We start from the raw sequence: 19,684 nt of genomic DNA, 5'->3' as shown, positions 1-19,684 counted from the left end.
AGAATAACTCCATATTTATGATTTCATTCTAATAAACTTATAGTTTGTTTATTATCGAATTATAAAGAAATTAAAAAAAGACAATCTAAATTAAATTAGACTGTCTAATAGCTACATTTCTTTTTCTAAAACATGAAAGTCATGTTCCGAAATTTGTAGCCCTACTAGCGCTTATCTTCAATCCATTCTAGATTAGCTAAACTTTAAAAAAAGAAAGGTTCAGCCTAAAAAGAAAGTACGATTAACTATTAGATGGAGCAAATACATTTAGTTTACCATAATTTTATTATGGTAAACTAAATCCAGATTAAATCTTTTTCTCTTAGTTAAAATTCATCATTTAATTGAATAATTTTTTTAACTATCTCATCATTTAAGACTGTTACATTCCGGACTTTTTCTTCTTTTTTATTTAGATCAATCAAATCAACTAAGCTTAGATACATTTGCTGGTTTATTTTTTCCACTTTAGAATCCATTAGTCTAACCAACATATCAATACGTACAACTTGCAATAAATCATTCTCATTTTTGATATCTATATGATCATTAGCAATGACAATAATCGAGTGAATAGGTACCCTTTCACATCTATTTTCCTTTAAAAAATTTTTAACAACTTTTTCATGGAAATTATGCTGATTCAAAATTTCAGTATCTCTAGCTTGAGTTCCATTGCCATATATTCTTTCTACTCGGCCATCTTTCATAAAGTGAATCTTGGCTTGTTTGTTTACTGTATCACTAATATTCTTTACTTCTATTATGAAAATACCTGCTCTGGATACAGCCAAAAAATCAATATCTGCTTGTTCATTACAACATGCAATTCCAATATTTCTAAAATAGTGATAGTTATATATTTCTTTTAATTTTCTTAAAGCATGCTCAACTTTTTCTTCTCCTTTTTGTCCATAGACAAAGGAAATATAATTGGAACGTATCTTATTAAGTTTTATTTTGTATAGTGTTATATCTTTCTTTAAAGAATCCATGCAGTCATTTTCCCCAATGCTTTTAGCACGAAAAATAGTGACAGTAGTTTGAACTTTCTCTTCTAAATTATCTATCGTTTTTAATAGTTTATCTATGTATTCTTCTATAAATTTTGATTCAGAAAATTTATAACCTGAATTTTCTATAAAACTAACATAGATTTCTTTTAATTGATAGTTATTGACTTTCTTATTTAGAAACACATCTTTTTCATTAGGAAGAATTTTATTTCGTAAGTACTTATTTTCAAAAATCTTCCATTCATTTTGAGCCGCGATGCGTTCTGATTGATCTTTAAGTATTTTTTCTTGTTTAAGCATTCTATTTGGTTCATTTCTTTGAAGCCTTTCATATTCTCTTTCTTCTTGAACAATTTCAAAAGATTCTTTGTTTTGAATTTTTTTATACTGCCAATAAACAAGAATGCTAACACCTAATCCAATTGCTATTAAGGGAGATAAAACAAACAAAATTGTTAGGAACTTTATTAGAATAGAAATAATCGAATTTTCTGTTAATTTTTTCAAAACGGATAGAACAACAAATGTAAGGATTGCTGTAATTATAACCGAATTAAATTGCCTATAGATTCCTACAATTAAAATAAGTAAACCAATAATTAATAATCCACCTAAAATAAATGTCATTGTATTCATATACACATCAAAAACTTCTTTTAATACTGACAAATTAAATCCTCCATTTTCTTCAAACTATATTCATATACCATTATCCTATATAAAATAGTACTATCAATATAGTATCACACGTATTATTTATTTTCTATAATATTATGCATAATTTTTTTCGTGAATCACTCACAAATTAACTACTCATCTATTCAAAATATCAATAAAAAACAACTATTTATGCTTCACTTTTCCGATAGTTAATTTCCACTTTTACAAAAATCTTCTCTTTTTAATTCCCAATTATGTAAAACCTTATTATCCTTTCTTTCACTTTATACCTATTAAATTGAAAGGATTTCTACTTTTAGTACATAATACCGAATTTAAAAAAAACGAACTTCATTTAATTTTATGATATAATTATATTATAGAAAGTTACAAACTTTTTAATTTTTACAGGAGGATTTAAAAAATGACCGAGATTAAACATGATTCACAAAAAGCGCTTGCTTTTTCTAGTGGATTGGTTCTGCCTTCAATGGCACCCTATTCAGTTGGGAATACATTTATTTCCGCTTCTGATGGAAGTGCAGTGAAAGACAGCCAAAGTGTTCTTACACAATTAACGAATCTCACGGAAAAATTTGAAACTAGTACTCAAACTGATGGGAAAAATATTCTAGCAATGAGTGATTCTTATGAGAAAACCGATGCAGAAATAAAGCAGGTATTTTCTAAATGAAGGACAAATTAGACTCACACACAATTTCAAAACAGCTCCAACAAGTTGATGATGAAAAAGTTGAATTATCAAAAAAGAAGACTCTATGGGAAGAGTATCAGGATCATTGGGATTACATACAGCAACAAGAACAAGATGTGCTAGGTGAAATTGACTATCTTAGCCAACAGACAACCTCTGCCAGAGATGCCTCACAACAATTAGACTATTTTGAAGAAGAACGTAGGAAACATAGCCATTTTATTGCCAAGATTGAGGATGAATTTGACCAAAAGAAAAAGAAGCTTATTACATTAGAAGATGATTTAAATGAAGACTATTACGAAGCCAAAAAGGAGGAGGCTGCCAATGACTAGATTTAGCTACTCCGAAGTCAAGGCGGCATACGCGGCGGTTCAAACAGCACGAGTCACTTATTTACCGACCTTTTCAAAAATCGAAAAAACCGTTGATGAGTTCACCACTTCACCTGATTTAACAGGTCTTGGTTGGGATGCCGCCAAAGAAGCACTCTCCCCCTATACAGTTGTGTCGAAATCGTTGTATAATTATCACTGTGACTTCGGTGAAACCTCCGCCGCCTTTCTCGCTAGTTTTGAAAGTGAAGTTGGCGAAACAACCAAGGTTTTAGATACTGATCAATTAAGAGATTTACAAGATAGACTGAATCGGATCCAACAAGAAAAAGCTGATTTAATGGAGAATATCGCCACTAATATTTTAAGTGGAATGATGGATACTGCTGGAATTGGTGTTTTTTACAAAGATTTTCAGATTGGACAAACCCAGAAAAAAGTCGATTTATTGGAAAAGTACGAAACCTTTGAAACCAATCATGCCAATGATTTTACGGAACTTGTGGCACTTGGAAATGAATTAGAACAGGCAATGGATGATTTAGGAAAAAGTAAGAGTTTTGATAAGAAAACTGGAGCTTACACCTATGTCGATTGTTCTGGAAAAGACTGGTATAAAAAGATTTCTGACTATAACACCGCCTCCCCTACTCAGCGGATTGAGATTGTCCAAACGGATGAATATGGCTATGGGTTGAAAGTTTATATCGATGGACATTATAGCAAACAAGCTTCGGACAATCTCATGTATGCCCAATCGCAAGATTATTTGAAGGAAATGGGTAGGACCGCTGTCACAATGACAGGCGAATTAACCGGTGCGTATGATGTTTACCGTCTATTCACTGGAAAAGATCCACTAACGGGTGACAAAACAGGGCGTTTAGAAGCGGGACTTTGGACAGCAATCTTATTATTACCACAAGCAAAAATGGTGATGGCAGCGAAGGAATTAAAAGCTGGAAACAAAGCACTTAAAGGGCTAAATTTGACAGAAAAAGAATTGAACCTGTTGAATAAATCTGGGTATTTTGAGGATGTTGGGAAACTTGAGAAAGCCAGTGGACTTACTAAAGCACAAAAAGTTGAGAAATTTCAAGATAGAATTAATGATGTAAGAAATAAAATGCCGAATAATACTTTGAAAAAAAGAGGAAACATGGCAACAGCGGATGTTAATGTGACTGGATTACCAGATACATTTATGGCTCATAGTCAGATTGATTCGTTGACAGATAAAGGTGCAGATTTGGGAGATTTTTCAATGAAAAATTCTGAATCGGAAAGGTTTTTTAAAAATTATGAACCATCTGCTTCAACTATCAATGGGCGCAAATACGATAGGTTTCATGATACCGAAGCAAAAATTTTGGAGGACATTGCTTCAAAGATTACAGACCCCAATACTTTTGGAACAATAGATTTGTTTACAGAACTACCTGCTTGTCAAAGCTGCTCAAATATTATTTTAGAATTCAGAAGTAAGTTTCCAAATATTCAACTAAATATATTTACAAAAAATTAGGAGTGATATTTTATGGAATTAAGATATGAGGAGATAAAAGAGAGTGCCATTGACACTTATGAAAGGCTCTATATAAATGCAAAATATCCAATAGAAGATACTTTTTATGCATTTCTTGGTGATTTTGAACTAAATGAAAATTATGATAAGACTGAAGAAACTTCTCTATATGTATCATTTGTTACATTATTAATTGATAAAAAGCAAAATTTTGATTTTTTGAGAAGTGAACTAGTTAGCTTGATGTCTGACAATAATTTAAAAGAAATTATCAATAACTTGGAAAGTGATGAAGTTTCCTTGTTTTGTAAAGATGTTGATACTACAAAAGAACAGTTAAAATAAAAAGGCACTTTACTATCTAGTTGGAATCGGATAGTAAAGCCTTGAATGGACATTCCGTTCCCACGAAAAAATTTTAGGAAGAAGCAATTCCTCCTAAAATTTTTTATCATGGAACTGCTCATAATTTTTTACCTGAGATTGAAAAAAAGGGCTTATCTCCAATGTTCAGGAAATATGTTCATTTATCTGAAGACATTGAAACAGCTAATTTAGTTGGAAAGAGAAAAGAGAAAAATCCTTTTATTTTAATGATTAATACAAAGCATGCTAGAATCAAAGGGACGAAATTCTATTTGGAAAATGAAAAAGTTTGGCTAGCAGATAGTATCCCCACAGAATTTCTTGAAGTATTAAAAAAATAAAGATACTCTCTAATTCTGTTTTTAGATGCTTAAGGTAATGATAAAGAAAAAAATCCTGCTAGGTCCTAAGGACGAAACTTTGAAATGGACGAGTTCATATTAAAAATGCATGGTGAATTGTAGAGTTAAAATTGCCCCGCCTGATAAAGTTAATAATTATAAGCATATTCATATTCCTTAGGAAGATAAATAAAATTTGTAGATAATTTATGAATAGCATGAAATCTGAAAATAAGATTTCACGCTATTATTCTTATTAAAATTTTGAAACTAGCGGAACTAATCCCACTTGGACTTGAGTTAGAACAAGCAATGAATGATTTAGGAAAAAGCAAGAGTTTTGATAAGAAAACTGGGACATACACGTATGTCGATTGTTCTGGAAAAGATTGGTATAAAAAGATTTCTGACTATAATGACTCCTCCCCTACTCAGCGGATTGAGATTGTTCAAACGGATGACTATGGCTATGGATTGAAAGTTTATATCGATGGACATTATAGCAAGCAAGCTTCGGATAATCTCATGTATGCTCAATCGCAAGATTATTTGAAAGAAATGGGGATGACCGCTGTCACAATGACTGGCGAATTAACCGGTGCGTATGATGTTTACCGTCTATTCACTGGAAAAGATCCACTAACGGGTGATAAAACTGGGCGTTTAGAAGCGGGACTTTGGACAGCAATCTTGTTATTACCACAAGCCAAAATGGTCATGGCCGCAAAGGAATTAAAAGCTGGAAATCAGGCTCTTAAAGGGTTGAATTTGACAGAAAAAGAATTAAAACTGTTGAATCAAGCTGGGTATTTTGAGGATGTTGGGAAGCTTGAGAAAGCTAGTGGGGCTGGAAAACTAAAAAATCCAGAGATAGGAAATAAACTTGACTATCTTTTCGGAAAAGCCAAGGGAAATAAACACAACATTCAAAGGTCACAAACTATGCAAAGTGAGTTAAGTAAGATTGGTATTTATGATACGCCAAGTAGCAGAGAACTTTTGAATAATCATTTGAAAAATGTAGTGAATGATTCTTCCAATATTTTAAAAACAGAATCTAGGAGCTATATAGCTAAGGAGTTACCTGGTACACCAACAGTAAATTATACAGCTACTGTAAGAGAGAGCTTTTTAAAAGGTCCTAACGGAGGCGTAAAAATAGAATCTGTTTGGGATGGAGATAGACTACTAACGATAATTGTTAAAGGTGGGAAATAAATGAATTCTTTTGAGAAAAAATCTTATGAATCAGCGGTTGAACTAGAACAAAGCTTAGATGAAAATTCTTTTTTATTCAGTGAAGAAATTTCTGAAAGTAATAAATTCATAAAATTCAGGAATAATTTGATTGACATAGGATTTATTTACTATGATGTAGGTTTGGAGCCCCAGATAAAGTTGTTAACTTTATCAAATAATATATTCGTAGGAATAAACAGCATTTATGCTTGTCTAGACTATACCACTAAGACTGTATTGTTTGAAGAAAAATTGCCTTCTCTGTTATATGAAATAATGATAGATTCAGATTCTAAATATATTGTATTCATTTGTGAATTAGATGTATTTGTTTATGAAAATGGCGGTTCTTTATTATGGAGTATGGGATTTAGAAATGTAATCGAAGATTACTACTTAGAGGGAACAGAATCCATTGTTATTGAATGTGATGATGGTGATAAAACAACATTTTCTCTAGAGTCAGGAAGGGCAGAATAAAAAGCACATGCCCCAATAAAGAAAGTCAATAGCGACGTTAGGAGAGCTTAGCGGTCTATTGACTTTCTTTATAGTATTTTACGGATTAGAAGAGTCATTCTTATCTTTCTCTTTTTATTCTGCTTCTTTTAGAAATTGTTTTATGGCAATTATCTTCATAACTTCCATGGAAAAACATTCTAGTAATGAGTGATTCCTATGAGAAACCGATGCAGAAGTAAAGCAGGTATTCTCTAAATGAAGGACAAATTAGACTCGTATACGATTTCAAAACAGCTCCAACAAGTTGACGATGAAAAAGTTGAATTGTCAAAAAAGAAGACTCTATGGGAAGAGTATCAGGATTATTGGCATTACTTATAGCGACAAGAAAAAGCTGATTTAATGGAGACGATTGCCACTAATATTTTAAGTGGAATGATGGATGTAGCTGGAATTGGTGTTTTTTACAAAGATTTCCAGATTGGACAAACCCAGAAAAAAGTCGATTTATTGGAAAAATACGAAACCTTTGAAGCCAATCATGCCAATGATTTTACTGAACTTGTGGCACTTGGAAATGAATTAGAACAAGCAATGGATGATTTAGGAAAAAGTAAGAGTTTTGATAAGAAAACTGGAACTTACACGTATGTCGATTGTTCTGGAAAAGATTGGTATAAAAAGATTTCTGACTATAATGACTCCTCCCCTACTCAGCGGATTGAGATTGTTCAAACGGATGACTATGGCTATGGATTGAAAGTTTATATCGATGGACATTATAGCAAGCAAGCTTCGGATAATCTCATGTATGCTCAATCGCAAGATTATTTGAAGGAAATGGGTATGACCGCTGTCACAATGACTGGCGAATTAACCGGTGCGTATGATGTTTACGTCTATTCACTGGAAAAGATCCACTAACGGGTGATAAGGAATCATAATAAGCACTCCTCTCTTACTACTAATTTCAAGAAATTAGACTGTCTAATACTTGCATTCCTTTTGCCAAAATTTTAAAGGCATGTTCTGAGATTTCAAAATGTCAAAAATGAAATTTGTAGCTATAATAGCGCTTATCTTCAATCCATTCTAGATTATCTAAGATAGTTGCATTGTTTTTTTGAAAGACAATTTATTCAATTTGTGTTACACTAAAACAAACGTACGTTCTATAAGGAGTAACTAAACGATGGATTTTATCCCCGCTAAAACATTATTAACTAAAAATAAAACAACCAATTGGTTTGGCTATGAATACAATATGAATATTTATCGTGGCTGTCATCATGGTTGTATCTATTGTGATTCTCGTAGCTCTTGTTATCAAGTTGAAGATTTCGATCGAGTGCGTGCCAAAGAAAATAGTACAAATTTACTTTTCCAAAACCTAACAAGTAAACGTCAAAAAGGCATCATCGGAACGGGTGCAATGAGTGATCCTTACAATCATGACGAAAAAAAATACAAGCTTACTCGGCTGGCACTTGAACAAATTAATCAAGCAGGATTTGGCATTGGTATTACTACAAAAAGCGATTTAATTACACGTGATATCGATTTATTAACTGCTATCAAGCAACATTCCCCTGTCATTGCTGGCATTTCCATCACAGCGGCAGATGATAGCTTAGCAAAAAAAATCGAACGAAATGTAAGTTCCAGTTCCAAACGTTTTCATGCTCTAAAAAAACTAACAGATGCTGGAATTTACAGTGGCGTACTACTAATGCCCGTTCTGCCCTTCATTACAGATTCAAAAGAAAATATTTTAAGCATTGTCCATCAAGCTTTTGAAGCTGGTGTTAACTTTATCTACCCTTGGTTTGGTATGACCTTACGAGAAAACCAACAAATCCACTATTATCAATGGCTAGATCATCTCTTCCCTGATATTAAACAAAAATACATCCAAACTTACCATAATAGCTATTCTTGTCCTATCCCAAATGAGCAAGAGTTAAGCTATTTATTTAAAAACGAATGCACGAAACTAGGCATTACCTATCAAATGAAAAAAATTATTACCGAATATCAGAAAGATTACCATATGGAGCAAATTAATTTATTTTGAGATGATTCAGAAGTTTACCATAATTTTATTATGTTAAACTAGAAAATAGTAGTCATTAAAATTAACAGCTTGTTTTAATTTTTTAATTAACTCTTCGTTTAATAATAAAGAATTTTTCTTAATCAATTGAGTAAAACGAATTTCTTCAAAAGAATTCAACTGTACAAAAAAATAACGATTAGCAGCTACGCACCAACTACCAATAAGTTTAATTATAATCGTTTGTTTTGCAACATCTACTTCTGTAAGTAAATCTAATAAATAAAACAAATAATTCTTTTTAGAATTATTTTTTAACATCATTAAACCATTGTAAAAAACATGTAGTTCTGTAGTCTTATAACAAATTTTTTCTACTTTTCGAAAAGTAGATATTTCACTTATTTGACCAAGATAAAGCATTGACCAATAACTCACCTTTTTAGAATGATCTTGTAACCCAGTTAAAAAAATTGATTGATTTTCAGCCAGATTTAAATGACCCACTGTTTGAAATGCGGCAAGACGAATTTTACTTTTAGGATGTTGACAGTAATCACTAATTTTTAACGCATCTAATTTCCCACCAACCTCTCCAACTCCCATGATCAAAGTTTCTAGTATTCGACTTTGATTGGCTTCAGATAATTGTTTGCTATAAAACAGGGTTAAATCAAATTCAGGAATAGTTGTCCTAAAATAAAATTGAGCAATTTCACGATTTCGTCTGCTACTGTCAGATAAAGTACCTTTAAAGATTTCTGTATATTCAGTGGAATTCATTTGCACTAACTTAGTTAGAGCTTTTTGGCGAACTTGACTATCTTTGCTCTTCAATAAGGTTGGCAACCAATTAAGATAGTTCTCTTCTATCATTTCTCGACAAATATATTCAGCTGCTCGATTACGAATAACCCTATCCGTATGCCCCACACTTAAAGAAAGTACCTGCTCTTGATCCGGACTGTTCATTAAAGCAATTTGATAAATCATGCGCACAACGCGATAATCCGAATGAGCATATCCTTTAAATGTATTCATTTTTAAATAAGTAATATAAAGCTCCTCAATTTTTTGATGAAGCTCTTGATAATTTGCTCTTTTTCGTTGTTCTAAATAAACTATGGTAGATAGAACTGGTAACAATAAATAAAGTTGATCTATTGTTATATATTTGGTCATATAAATACTGACTTCTTGTCTAATTTCTGGTATATAATCACTTAATAAAATCAATAAAAAATCTAAATGCCCAGCTAAATCTTGTTCTGCCAAATAGTGACAAGCTGCTTGACGAATCCGCCCATTTCGATGAAAAATAGCACACTTTGCCAAAGTAAGGGTTTGAATATCTTCTTTTCTTAGTTTTTCCCATTGTTCTAAATAATATGCTGACAACGGATTACTCATTGAATGAATAACAACTTTTGTTTGTTCTAATTTTTGAAATACTTGCTTTTTTAAGATCTCCTCTAATTCACTTTGAACACGTATGTAATCCGCATCTTTCGTTGTTAATAGATCAGAAAGCAAAGAAGGTATACTATCAATAGTTGGACTTTCCTCTAAATAAATCTGCGTTCTGATATACTCGCCTTTACTAGGAAGACGCTCTGTTTTATGTATCATTTTTCTAATAATTTTTTTCCAACTAATTTCTTTCATTTTACGTTCTCCCCCCTTTTGAATAAATACTAAAAAAATAGTGAAGAACAATCTAACTATTTCTAGTTAAATGGCCACTTCACCTTTCATACCTGTATATCTTATCTAATCCCCAAAGCAATCCTAGCGTATCTAGACATTCTATCTGTTGTCCATGCAGGATACCAAACCAATTGTACTTCTGAGTCGGTTACTTCTGGGACTTCTTTTAGTGCTTGGATAATTTGTTCCGTAATTACATCTGCCAATGGGCAACCCATTGTTGTTAAGGTCATTTTGATGATGCATTTTCCACCGTCATATAATTCAACTTCATAGACTAAGCCTAAGTTTACAATATCAATCCCTAATTCTGGATCGATGACTTGTTCTAAAGCTGCTACGATGTGTTCTTTGATGCCATCAATTTCTTCTTGTGTCCAAACGGTTTCATTATCTGCCATATTGTGTAACACCTCCACTTTAAACTTCCATAGTATCATACCTTTTTTTCAAGGAAAAGTAAATCCTTGCAACTTCCTTTTATTGGTAGAAATCAGTTAGTGATTTCCTCTAGTTCAGGAGCTATTTCTACAAACGTCGCTAACTCATTTAATGCTTGATGCAAGAAAAGTGCTAGTGTTTCAGCAGTTTTTTGATTTTCTCGATTTGTGGAAACGGTTAGTCGAATTTCATCTGCCAAAATTCCATAGTAAAGCCCAAAACCGTCTTTTGTAACTGGCGCAAAGGCCATACTCGTCATAAAATCCGCTGCCACACCGCTAGTTGAAATAAAATCGGTACTTAATTTTTGAAAAGCTTTTGTTGAAAATAAATCAGGTACTTCTTTGTGCCATTTTTGTGCCATGTTTTTTAAGCCAAATAAATGACGTTCCACTCCAAAGCCATTTTGGCACATTTTTAAGCGGATCACATGGGCTGTAACTGCCTGACTAAATAGTTCTACTAGTGATTCTTTTTCTACGGTTAAGGAATCCGCTTCGTAAGCTTGAATAAATGCTAGTTTTTCATTGCTTACACTACGAGCGCATTCTGTTCGTCCTTGATAGAATTGGCGCATTCCTACTGGTTCATAAACGGATTGCAATTCACCAAAAAGTCGATACTGTGCCAACTGCAATGCCATATGAAAGAATCCATCTGGGCTATAGTTTAATTTTTTTAATTGTTCTTTGCCGTATTCTGTAAAATGATTCGTTATAATCACTAGTTGATTGCCTTGATGAATTGTCTTTTTTTCAGCATTTTGCAAAAGAATAATTTGGGATTCATTCAGTTCCCAAGATAGGCTATTGATCGATTCAAGAGGAATAATTCCAGTTTCTTCTATAGCTTGTTCTAATTGTTGATAAAATCGTTTCGCTATCTGAAAGGTTGGCAAACCATCAATTCCAGTATGCTCAAAATTAAAGCTCATGTTTTGTTCTCTATCCAGTTTAATTTGAATTGTTTTTGAAAAATAGTGTTGCTCTGGTTGATAAAGTGCTGCCTCAATCAAATCTACTTTTTCATTAGCTTGCTCTTGATCTAATGAAATCACAACTAACGCATCATGAATGATGTCGAAGTTCTTCTTATTTTGTGGTGAACCACACAGTTCTTGATAGACTTCAAATGAAGCATTCCGATCTAGACCTGTAAAAGCTGTCACATTAGGACCACTTGCTTTTTTCATCTGAATTAGCTGAGCTATTTCTCGCTGTAGCCATCGATTAGAATAGAGCTGTCCCTTTTCATCTGTTACAGGTAGCACATAAAAATGATTATCTAGAATGAAAATAACGTGATTGCTAACCTTAGTCAATGGAGCTACATAAAAAGTATCCTGATCTTTACCAGGAATTCGGCAGCTTCTAAAGAAATTTAAATAAGCAGATGCCTCTTCATATGTGCCAAATTTTGTTTGCTCTATAGCGAAGGTTTCTTCAACAAAACTATGATAAATTTCCGTCAAACTGAAACAAACGTTCGCAATAAGCTGACTAGTTTCCTGCTTTTTAAAAGCCCGAGTGTCCATTACTACTGCAAAATTTGATTCTGTTTGAAGGCTTCCTCTTCCAGCTAAATAACTTTCTTGCCACATTTTATTCAGCCAACTACCAGTTGTTGCTTCCGCTTCATTTTCAAGTTTCTGTTGGAGAAATTCACCTATTCCATCGTCTTGACTAAACTGAGCAATTTCACTTTTTAAATCTGCTAATTCAGTTGTTGTCACTAAAGGCTCCACCCATAAAACTAATTCTGCCATCGTTTGAGCTAAGGTTGGAACTGGTAACTTTTTTAATAATGGGATACTTTTAGACGTATATTTATCCATACTAACTCCCCCTTTTTTCTTTATTAAAATTCAATATGTATGATCTTTTATTCTAAGTATACTGTACTGTCTAAAATAGTACATCTTTTATTTTATAACTTTATTCATTTATTTCCGAGAATAACAGAAGCTGAATAATTTTCTAGTATTTTCGGTCACACAGTTCTTCATTTTATGGTACACTATAAACATAGCCTAAAAGGCAACTTATTTGGAGGGACTTATGAATAAAAAACTAATTGCTATCGATTTAGATGGTACAACTTTAAATAATCAATCAGAAATTTCAGAAAAGACAAAATCAGTCTTTAAGAAAACCCGTGAAGCCGGTCATACGATTTCAATCGTTACTGGACGACCTTATCGAATTAGTAAACAGTTTTACCAACAATTAGGTTTAGATACGCCGATTGTCAACTTTAATGGTGCCTTGTGTCATATGCCTGCTGATCAAAACTGGAAATCACAATATCATTTAACCTTAGAACGTGATATTGCTTTAGATATGTTATCTCTTAAGAAAAATCTTGATATTCATATGATTTGTGCTGAGGTTAAAGATGCTTTTTATGCGGATAAATTCTATGAACCGAATCAAAATTTTTTCCCCAATGGCAAAGATAGTTTCATGACATTAAATTCAGACACGTTAAAAGATAATCCAACTTCTGTCTGTTTATTCACGCCTAAAGAAAATCAACAACTCATTACCCAAGAGTTAATTACTCGCTATGGTAATGATATCGAAGTTCGGACTTGGGGTGGAGAAACGCCTTGTTTAGAAGTCGTTTCTGCCGGAGTTCAAAAAGCACTTGGAGTGGAACGAATTGCGGATGTTTATGGCTTTAGTCAAAAAGATATTGTTGCATTTGGTGATGAAGATAATGACTATGAAATGATTCAATATGCTGGTCATGGAGTTGTTATGCAAAACGGAATTGATGCTTTAAAGAAAATTTCGGATGATATTACGCCATTGACAAATGACCAAGATGGATTAGCTGTTTATCTTGAAAATTATTTGAACTTAGCTTAATAAAAAAATCAAAAACTCCAGTGTGTGAACTGGAGTTTTTGATTTTAAATTTTTTTACTTTCTTCACGATGAATTTTTTGACGATCGCTATCCCAGAATTCCCCAATTACTCGATTTGTTTGTAAAATATTTACAAATGCGGTTGGATCGGTTTCACGAACAGCTTGTTCTAAATCATATAATTCATAACGCGTCACAACTACCATTAAAACTGTACTATCACTACCTGTATAGCCGCCTTTTGCTGGTAATAATGTGATACCACGAATTAATTTTTCACGAATAGCTGCAGTCATTGCTGGTGCATGCTGTGTTACGATCATTGCGGTTACCTTTTGATGACTTGTGTGAATCGTATCTACAACTTTAGTTAATACATAAATCGATAACAGTGTATACAGTGCATATTCCCAGCCATAAATAAAACCAGCTGCAGAAATAATAATGAAATTAATCCCAAACATTAAACTTCCAATTGAACGACCAGTTGTTTTTGCTAATACCATTGAGACAATATCCATTCCACCAGTAGAAAAACCATATTTCAGTGCAAATCCAACACCCACACCACTAATAACTCCACCAACAATTGCATTCATAATCGGATCATTCGTGACTTCCTGAACAGGTAAAACAATTGAAAAGAAAGACATTAAGGCTACGGTTAAAAAACTAAATAACGTAAAATCACGTCCAACTTTATACCATCCTAATAATGCAATTGGAATGTTAAATAACATAATCAACATACCAGTACTAATCCTAATATGATTGAAGTCATAGAGAAAAGAAGATAATAATTGCGAAACCCCATTTAATCCTGCTCCATAAACTTTTGCTGGAATCAAAAAGTTATTCAATGCAATTGCATTTGTAATAGCTGCAAAAAATACAAAAAATATTTTCTTACACAGCTCTGCCCAAACATTAGGCATCTTTAATTTTGCCACTATAGATCCTCCTTTTTTATTGATACAGAATAAAGAATAACAAGTTTTAATAAATAAAGAAAGCATAACTAGTCAATACCGATTATTTTCTCATCTTTTACACATTTAGCCTGAATTTATGATAGAATGAAAGCGTTAATGAATTAATTTATAAGATAAGGAAGTGACTCTAATGGCGAAAGAAGCTAGCTTTGATATTGTTTCTGAACTGAATCAAGAGGAAGTGAAAAATGCACTCGCACTTGCATTAAAAGAAATCAAAAATCGCTTTGATTTTAAAGGTTCAATTAGTGATATTAAATTTGAAAAAAATCAATTGGTGTTGATTTCTGAAGATGAATACAAAATTGGACAAGTAAAAGATGTTTTAACAAGTAAGTTAATTAAACGTGGGGTTCCAACTAAAAATATTCATTATGGTGAAAGTGAAAAAGCCTTCGGTGGAAACGTTCGCCAACATGCCGATTTAATTAGTGGAATTGATAAAGAAAATGCAAAAAAGATTAATAACTTGATTAAACAATCTGGGATTAAAGTAAAAAGCACCATCCAAGATGATCAAATTCGAGTAACAGGTAAAAGCCGTGATGATTTACAACAAGTCATCGCCTTATTGCGTGGTGCTAATTTGGACGTTGATTTACAATTTTCTAATTATCGTTAATTTTAAAAAGTCCTTTCAATTTTGATTGAAAGGACTTTTTTTTATTAAGATTACTTTAAACGGCTTGAACAGTCACAGTTTTACTGTTTACCAATAATTTAGAAATGGGACAACGTAATTCTGCCGCCGCCACAATAATCGTACTCTCTGCTAATGAAAAATCTTCGATCCATACAAAAGCTTGAACATCAAAATGATACCCCACCGCTTCTGGAATTAAATCAACATTGATTTGTACTGTACTTTTATTTATCGTACCCTGTTCTTTTAAGATAGTTTGCACGGTGGCGTTCAAACACGTACTATAGGCTAATCCTAACAATTCCTCTGGATTGGTTCCTGTATCTGAACTCAACGGACTAGAAACGGTCACAGATAAACCACCATTTTTTACATAGGCTTTTCCCGCCACACCATCTGAGTTTATTACTTCTGTATGAAAAAGACTTTTTTCAAGGGACATTTTTTCTCAACTCACTCTATTTTAGATTTTGATTAATGCCCAATTAAAACTAATTGATCAAGGACTTTTTTAACTACACTCGAACCCGTAATCAACATTTCATAAATTGGTTGTACCGCATTGGTGATCCTAGTTAATAAACGCAAATAAACCTCGCCATCCTCCGCTAAACAAACACGATAATAACTACTTTCATCTTCATTTAACTGGTTGATAAGTGCTAATACTTCTGCCTTTTTTTGAAAATCCTTCACATAGCTTAATTTTGAGTAAAGAATTTGAACATCGCTAATGCTTTCTTTTGTTTGAAAAGCAACGCTAAAAGGAACGACCTTTTCTGTAGTTACTTGAAAATTCCCAGTATAAAAAGTTTCTCCCGTTTCAGCAACTGATTTTGCTAATGGAATTTGTTTTTCACGTAATATTTCTTCAAAATTTTCTACAATCGTTTCCATTTAAATTAAACCCCTACCTTTTTTAATTATCTACTTCTTAAGTATAAACTACTTTCCATTGAAAAAATAGTAACTTTACTTGTCCAAAATAAAAAGAAGTAGCTACGAGAGCTCCTTCTTCTAGTTATCATTTATTAATTTTCAACCGTTTCTTCTTTAAGCAAATGCAAATGATCTAACTGATCAAACCAAGATTTAATGGTGTTGCATTTATTGATTTTATTTTTATTTTTTCCTTCAGTAAAACTAATCGCTACAATGGTTTCATATTCCTTATGTTGAGGATATTGCCATTCTTTACCAAAGAAATTCTCTTTGATTAACATTTGATCTGCATAATTCCCAGAATAATGGATACAGTCACCTACAATACAATCTCCGTGTTTATCAAAATCCAATGAATAACGTTCACGCAAATCATTTTCAACTACTGCCAAACACTTGTCACTGCCATATTCTAAAAAATAATAGTTTCTCACTTTCATTATCTCCCTTTTTACTAGCCTATTAAACATAACTTAAAGAATTTCTTCCCATTATAACACCCTCTACAGGAAAAAACTAGTCTTTAGAACAACTAATTTACAGTGACACATTTAAGTTTTTCAGCAAACAAAAACTAGTAAAATAAGAACAAATTATTTGCAGTGAAAAGCCTGATCTTTAGCTAAATAGAAAGGACGTAAATAGGCAACGGTATTAGACAAAGGCACGATATCTTTGCTTAATTTAATGTTTAAATCTTCCTCTAAATACCTTCTTCTAATTACAATTCGTTCCCATAACGCTGGATACTCTTTTTTGATAGTAGTTTGCAATTTTTCATCTGCAAGCGCCACACATTCTTCTGCACTGACACCTGTATAGCCTCCAATCGAAGGAATAATATCTAGTTGAAAAATCATCCCACTTTGCAAGATTTCTGTAGATCCTCCATAAACAGGGGATGCCATCCATTCCTCATCTGCCACTAAATGCCCAGGATTCAAGTGCCAATGGTAATTCTCCTTAGGAAAAACGGTTTCCACTAAATGATACAGCTCTTCTCCAGTCATTCCAACCCTAATCGTTTCCAACCAACTAACAACGGTATTGAAATACGGTTGTGCTACCCGCTCAATATAATCTTTTTGATTTTCTGGCAATTGTTGTTTTGAAGCAATCACAAAACCAGTTCGACTAGATAAACCACCTTTGAAAGCTGTCGTCAATGATAATGGATCACCTAACTGAACTTTTTTATGTGTTGGATATAGATTTGCTTTTTCAAATCGCTTCCCCGTCGCTGCAATCGTTACAACGGAGTTGAATTGTCCTTCAGCTGTTAACAAATTACCTAATTCAGCCTCACTAATCCCCACTTCAACGGCATTCATTGCAGTTAAAATACTCGTTGAAGCCAGATTTGCACCATATTCATAATGAGCAATTTCATTGGCATTATTGACTGTACGAACGCCTGAATTTCCAATAAATAAGGCTGCCGCATTCACTAATTCTGTTTCTGGATGTTTACTATTGATAAAAGCCTCCACTATAAAATAAGGCAAATCAAAGTAAGATGCAACTTTGCTATTCTTAGATGTAAATAGTTTCCAACCCACTAGACCAATTTTTTGTTTTTTATTCAAACCTAGTTCAATCAAAATATCCTCTAAAGGTCCTTCATTGTCCATTGGTTGATTAGGTAAAGAAAATAGCGGACTATGCTTTAACGTGACTGGCACACGTGAGAATTGCGCCATTTTCAGATTTTCATTACCTAAAATAACGGTGCAACTGCCAGAATCTTCAATAATCAATAACCCTTCTTCAAATCGAGGAATAAATCCCGTTAAGTACTCAAAATTACTACCATGCTCTTTATCTGCATAAATAGCTAATGTGTTAAAGCCTGCTTTTTTCATCGCTGATAATAGCTTTGCTTTTCGTTCATTGATTGTTTCATCCGTCAGCATCGTTGGTGCTACGTTTGGGAAAATAATTGGTTCTTTGACTAAGCCCAATTCAATTTTTTTAGTTGTCATGATTTATTCTCTCCTTTGATTCTTTTGTTAGGATAAGTTCAACATGATTCTCAATTAAATGCCTCATAAACTCAGAATTAGGCTGTTCATTGGTAATTAAAATATCCAGTGCAGCTAAAGAACATATTTTAAAAAAGCCTGTTGTCTCAATTTTCGTATGATCGGCCAATGCAATCACAGTATTCCCTTGGGCTATCATTTGACGTTTAACTAAGCCTTCTTCTTCTGTGTGAATGAAAAGTCCTGCCTCCGATATAGCAAAAACACCTAGCACTGTATAATCTGTGCGATATTGTTCAATTTTTTTGACCGTATCTGTTCCATATAAAAATAGCTGCTCTTTATGAAGTTTTCCAGGTAAGACTGTCACTTCAACTTTATCATAAGTCGCCAGTAACATTGCGTGGCTCAATGAATTGGTAATTCCATGAAAGGTTTTATTTTCTAAAGAACGAATGGCGGCCTCTACGGTTGTTGAGGAATCAAATAATATACTAGAATTATCTTTAAGGATTTCTGCAACTTTTTGCGCAATTTCTGTTTTAATTGAGCTAAATTGAGTTGAACGTTGCTGGTAATCAAAAATTAAAGCTTCTCGATTTACTAAAATTGCACCACCATGGGTTCGACGAATACTATTTTGTTGTTCTAACTTAATTAAATCACGCCGAATTGTATCTTTGGATACTCGTAAAAAATCAGATAAGTAGTCAACTGTGGCACTTTTATTTTCTTCAATAATTGTTTTTATTTTTTCTAAACGTTCCTCAATTAACATGATTCCTCACTCCTTATTTTTAGTCTACATGTTTTTGCATTATTTTGCAACTTTTCGCATTTTTCAAAATACTAGAAAATAAAAAATATTCCTCTAATTAAATACTAGAAGGATATTTTTTAGTAAGAAGCATTCAAAAAAATTAAATTAGTTCTATCATTTTTTACTTTTCCCGAATAAACATTTATCAAAACAAAAGAAAAAACCCTTGAATACTCAAGGGTTTTAATGCTTGTCTTAACGACGAGCTTCTTTAATACGAGCAGCTTTACCATGTAATGCACGTAAGTAGTACAATTTAGCACGACGTACTTTACCATGACGGATAACTTCGATTTGTGCAACACGAGGAGTGTGGATTGGGAACGTACGTTCAACACCAACACCACCTGATAATTTACGAACAGTATAAGTTTCGCTAATTCCAGCTCCACGGCGTTTGATTACAACACCTTCAAAAAGTTGGATACGTTCTCTAGTACCTTCGACTACGCGTGCGTGAACACGAACTGTATCTCCTGGGCGGAAAGCTGGGATATCAGAACGTAATTGTTCATTTGTGATTGATTCCATTAATTGACTCATTATTTTTTCTCCTTCCAACAAACATTCATACG

23 protein-coding genes are annotated in these 19,684 nt (G+C 33.0%); 12 read left to right on the top strand and 11 right to left on the bottom strand.

Features of this window, described 5'->3' with window-relative positions:
- Positions 1–326 precede the first annotated feature (326 nt).
- Complete coding sequence (locus BR43_RS03575) at positions 327–1,685, bottom strand: nuclease-related domain-containing protein (protein ID WP_034559571.1); 1,359 nt, start codon at positions 1,683–1,685, stop codon at positions 327–329.
- A 415-nt stretch (positions 1,686–2,100) separates the two neighbouring features.
- On the opposite strand from BR43_RS03575, the gene BR43_RS03570 reads away from it, so the two are divergent.
- The 10 genes from BR43_RS03570 (at position 2,101) to BR43_RS03535 (ending at position 8,733) form a co-directional block, all read left to right on the top strand.
- The gene (locus tag BR43_RS03570; RefSeq protein ID WP_034559569.1) at positions 2,101–2,370 is read left to right on the top strand and encodes a DUF3130 family protein; all 270 of its coding nucleotides are present in this window, start codon (positions 2,101–2,103) and stop codon (positions 2,368–2,370) included.
- A complete protein-coding gene (locus BR43_RS03565; protein ID WP_034559567.1) occupies positions 2,367–2,726 on the top strand; it encodes a hypothetical protein in 360 nt (119 codons plus the stop codon). The genes BR43_RS03570 and BR43_RS03565 overlap by 4 nt, the downstream gene beginning before the upstream one ends.
- The gene (locus tag BR43_RS19445; RefSeq protein ID WP_169741014.1) at positions 2,719–4,251 is read left to right on the top strand and encodes a deaminase domain-containing protein; all 1,533 of its coding nucleotides are present in this window, start codon (positions 2,719–2,721) and stop codon (positions 4,249–4,251) included. Before BR43_RS03565 ends, BR43_RS19445 begins: the two co-directional genes overlap by 8 nt.
- A 12-nt stretch (positions 4,252–4,263) precedes the next feature.
- Entirely contained in the window at positions 4,264–4,596 is a 333-nt protein-coding gene (locus BR43_RS19440; protein WP_084679720.1) for a hypothetical protein, read from the top strand.
- An 86-nt stretch (positions 4,597–4,682) separates the two neighbouring features.
- Entirely contained in the window at positions 4,683–4,958 is a 276-nt protein-coding gene (locus BR43_RS19435) for an RNA 2'-phosphotransferase (RefSeq protein WP_084679716.1), read from the top strand.
- A gap of 264 nt (positions 4,959–5,222) precedes the next feature.
- On the top strand, positions 5,223–6,176 hold the full coding sequence (locus BR43_RS03550; RefSeq protein ID WP_034559565.1) for a pre-toxin TG domain-containing protein: 954 nt from the start codon (positions 5,223–5,225) through the stop codon (positions 6,174–6,176).
- Complete coding sequence (locus BR43_RS03545) at positions 6,177–6,677, top strand: hypothetical protein (RefSeq protein WP_034559563.1); 501 nt, start codon at positions 6,177–6,179, stop codon at positions 6,675–6,677. It begins immediately after the preceding gene.
- A gap of 237 nt (positions 6,678–6,914) precedes the next feature.
- Positions 6,915–7,040: a hypothetical protein gene (locus BR43_RS20565; protein ID WP_281173949.1), complete on the top strand. Its 126-nt coding sequence runs from the start codon at positions 6,915–6,917 to the stop codon at positions 7,038–7,040.
- A gap of 21 nt (positions 7,041–7,061) precedes the next feature.
- Entirely contained in the window at positions 7,062–7,583 is a 522-nt protein-coding gene (locus BR43_RS03540) for a hypothetical protein (protein ID WP_034559561.1), read from the top strand.
- A gap of 268 nt (positions 7,584–7,851) precedes the next feature.
- On the top strand, positions 7,852–8,733 hold the full coding sequence (locus BR43_RS03535; RefSeq protein ID WP_034559556.1) for an SPL family radical SAM protein: 882 nt from the start codon (positions 7,852–7,854) through the stop codon (positions 8,731–8,733).
- Between the two features lie 33 nt (positions 8,734–8,766).
- Here BR43_RS03535 and BR43_RS03530 read toward each other — a convergent pair whose 3' ends face one another.
- The 3 genes from BR43_RS03530 to BR43_RS03520 all read right to left on the bottom strand — a co-directional run bounded on the left by BR43_RS03530 (position 8,767) and on the right by BR43_RS03520 (position 12,694).
- The gene (locus BR43_RS03530) at positions 8,767–10,377 is read right to left on the bottom strand and encodes a HEAT repeat domain-containing protein (RefSeq protein WP_034559553.1); all 1,611 of its coding nucleotides are present in this window, start codon (positions 10,375–10,377) and stop codon (positions 8,767–8,769) included.
- A 101-nt stretch (positions 10,378–10,478) separates the two neighbouring features.
- Entirely contained in the window at positions 10,479–10,820 is a 342-nt protein-coding gene (locus BR43_RS03525) for a metal-sulfur cluster assembly factor (protein ID WP_034559551.1), read from the bottom strand.
- Between the two features lie 92 nt (positions 10,821–10,912).
- On the bottom strand, positions 10,913–12,694 hold the full coding sequence (locus tag BR43_RS03520) for a choline/carnitine O-acyltransferase (protein WP_034559550.1): 1,782 nt from the start codon (positions 12,692–12,694) through the stop codon (positions 10,913–10,915).
- Positions 12,695–12,917: 223 nt separating this feature from the next.
- On the opposite strand from BR43_RS03520, the gene BR43_RS03515 reads away from it, so the two are divergent.
- Positions 12,918–13,730, top strand: a complete 813-nt coding sequence (locus BR43_RS03515; protein ID WP_034559549.1) for a Cof-type HAD-IIB family hydrolase — start codon at positions 12,918–12,920, stop codon at positions 13,728–13,730.
- Positions 13,731–13,774: 44 nt separating this feature from the next.
- On the opposite strand, the gene BR43_RS03510 is transcribed toward BR43_RS03515, so the two are convergent.
- Entirely contained in the window at positions 13,775–14,680 is a 906-nt protein-coding gene (locus tag BR43_RS03510) for a YitT family protein (RefSeq protein ID WP_245617815.1), read from the bottom strand.
- Positions 14,681–14,852: 172 nt separating this feature from the next.
- On the opposite strand from BR43_RS03510, the gene BR43_RS03505 reads away from it, so the two are divergent.
- Positions 14,853–15,344 carry a YajQ family cyclic di-GMP-binding protein gene (locus BR43_RS03505; protein WP_034559548.1) on the top strand — a complete coding sequence of 164 codons (492 nt, stop codon included), beginning with the start codon at positions 14,853–14,855 and terminating at the stop codon, positions 15,342–15,344.
- Positions 15,345–15,399: 55 nt separating this feature from the next.
- On the opposite strand, the gene BR43_RS03500 is transcribed toward BR43_RS03505, so the two are convergent.
- From BR43_RS03500 to rplS, 6 genes are all read right to left on the bottom strand, one after another.
- Entirely contained in the window at positions 15,400–15,807 is a 408-nt protein-coding gene (locus BR43_RS03500) for an OsmC family protein (protein ID WP_034559545.1), read from the bottom strand.
- 32 nt (positions 15,808–15,839) lie between these two features.
- Positions 15,840–16,262: a hypothetical protein gene (locus BR43_RS03495; protein ID WP_034559541.1), complete on the bottom strand. Its 423-nt coding sequence runs from the start codon at positions 16,260–16,262 to the stop codon at positions 15,840–15,842.
- A 134-nt stretch (positions 16,263–16,396) separates the two neighbouring features.
- Entirely contained in the window at positions 16,397–16,741 is a 345-nt protein-coding gene (locus tag BR43_RS03490) for a hypothetical protein (protein ID WP_034559538.1), read from the bottom strand.
- 159 nt (positions 16,742–16,900) lie between these two features.
- Positions 16,901–18,289, bottom strand: a complete 1,389-nt coding sequence (locus BR43_RS03485; protein ID WP_211252900.1) for a M24 family metallopeptidase — start codon at positions 18,287–18,289, stop codon at positions 16,901–16,903.
- Positions 18,279–19,067, bottom strand: a complete 789-nt coding sequence (locus tag BR43_RS03480) for a DeoR/GlpR family DNA-binding transcription regulator (RefSeq protein ID WP_034559533.1) — start codon at positions 19,065–19,067, stop codon at positions 18,279–18,281. Before BR43_RS03480 ends, BR43_RS03485 begins: the two co-directional genes overlap by 11 nt.
- 237 nt (positions 19,068–19,304) lie before the next feature.
- Complete coding sequence (gene rplS / locus BR43_RS03475) at positions 19,305–19,652, bottom strand: 50S ribosomal protein L19 (RefSeq protein ID WP_034559531.1); 348 nt, start codon at positions 19,650–19,652, stop codon at positions 19,305–19,307.
- Positions 19,653–19,684 lie beyond the last annotated feature (32 nt).

The organism is Carnobacterium gallinarum DSM 4847 (assembly GCF_000744375.1).
Taxonomy (GTDB): Bacteria; Bacillota; Bacilli; order Lactobacillales; family Carnobacteriaceae; genus Carnobacterium; species Carnobacterium gallinarum.
This window is presented reverse-complemented; position numbering and strand designations above follow the sequence as displayed.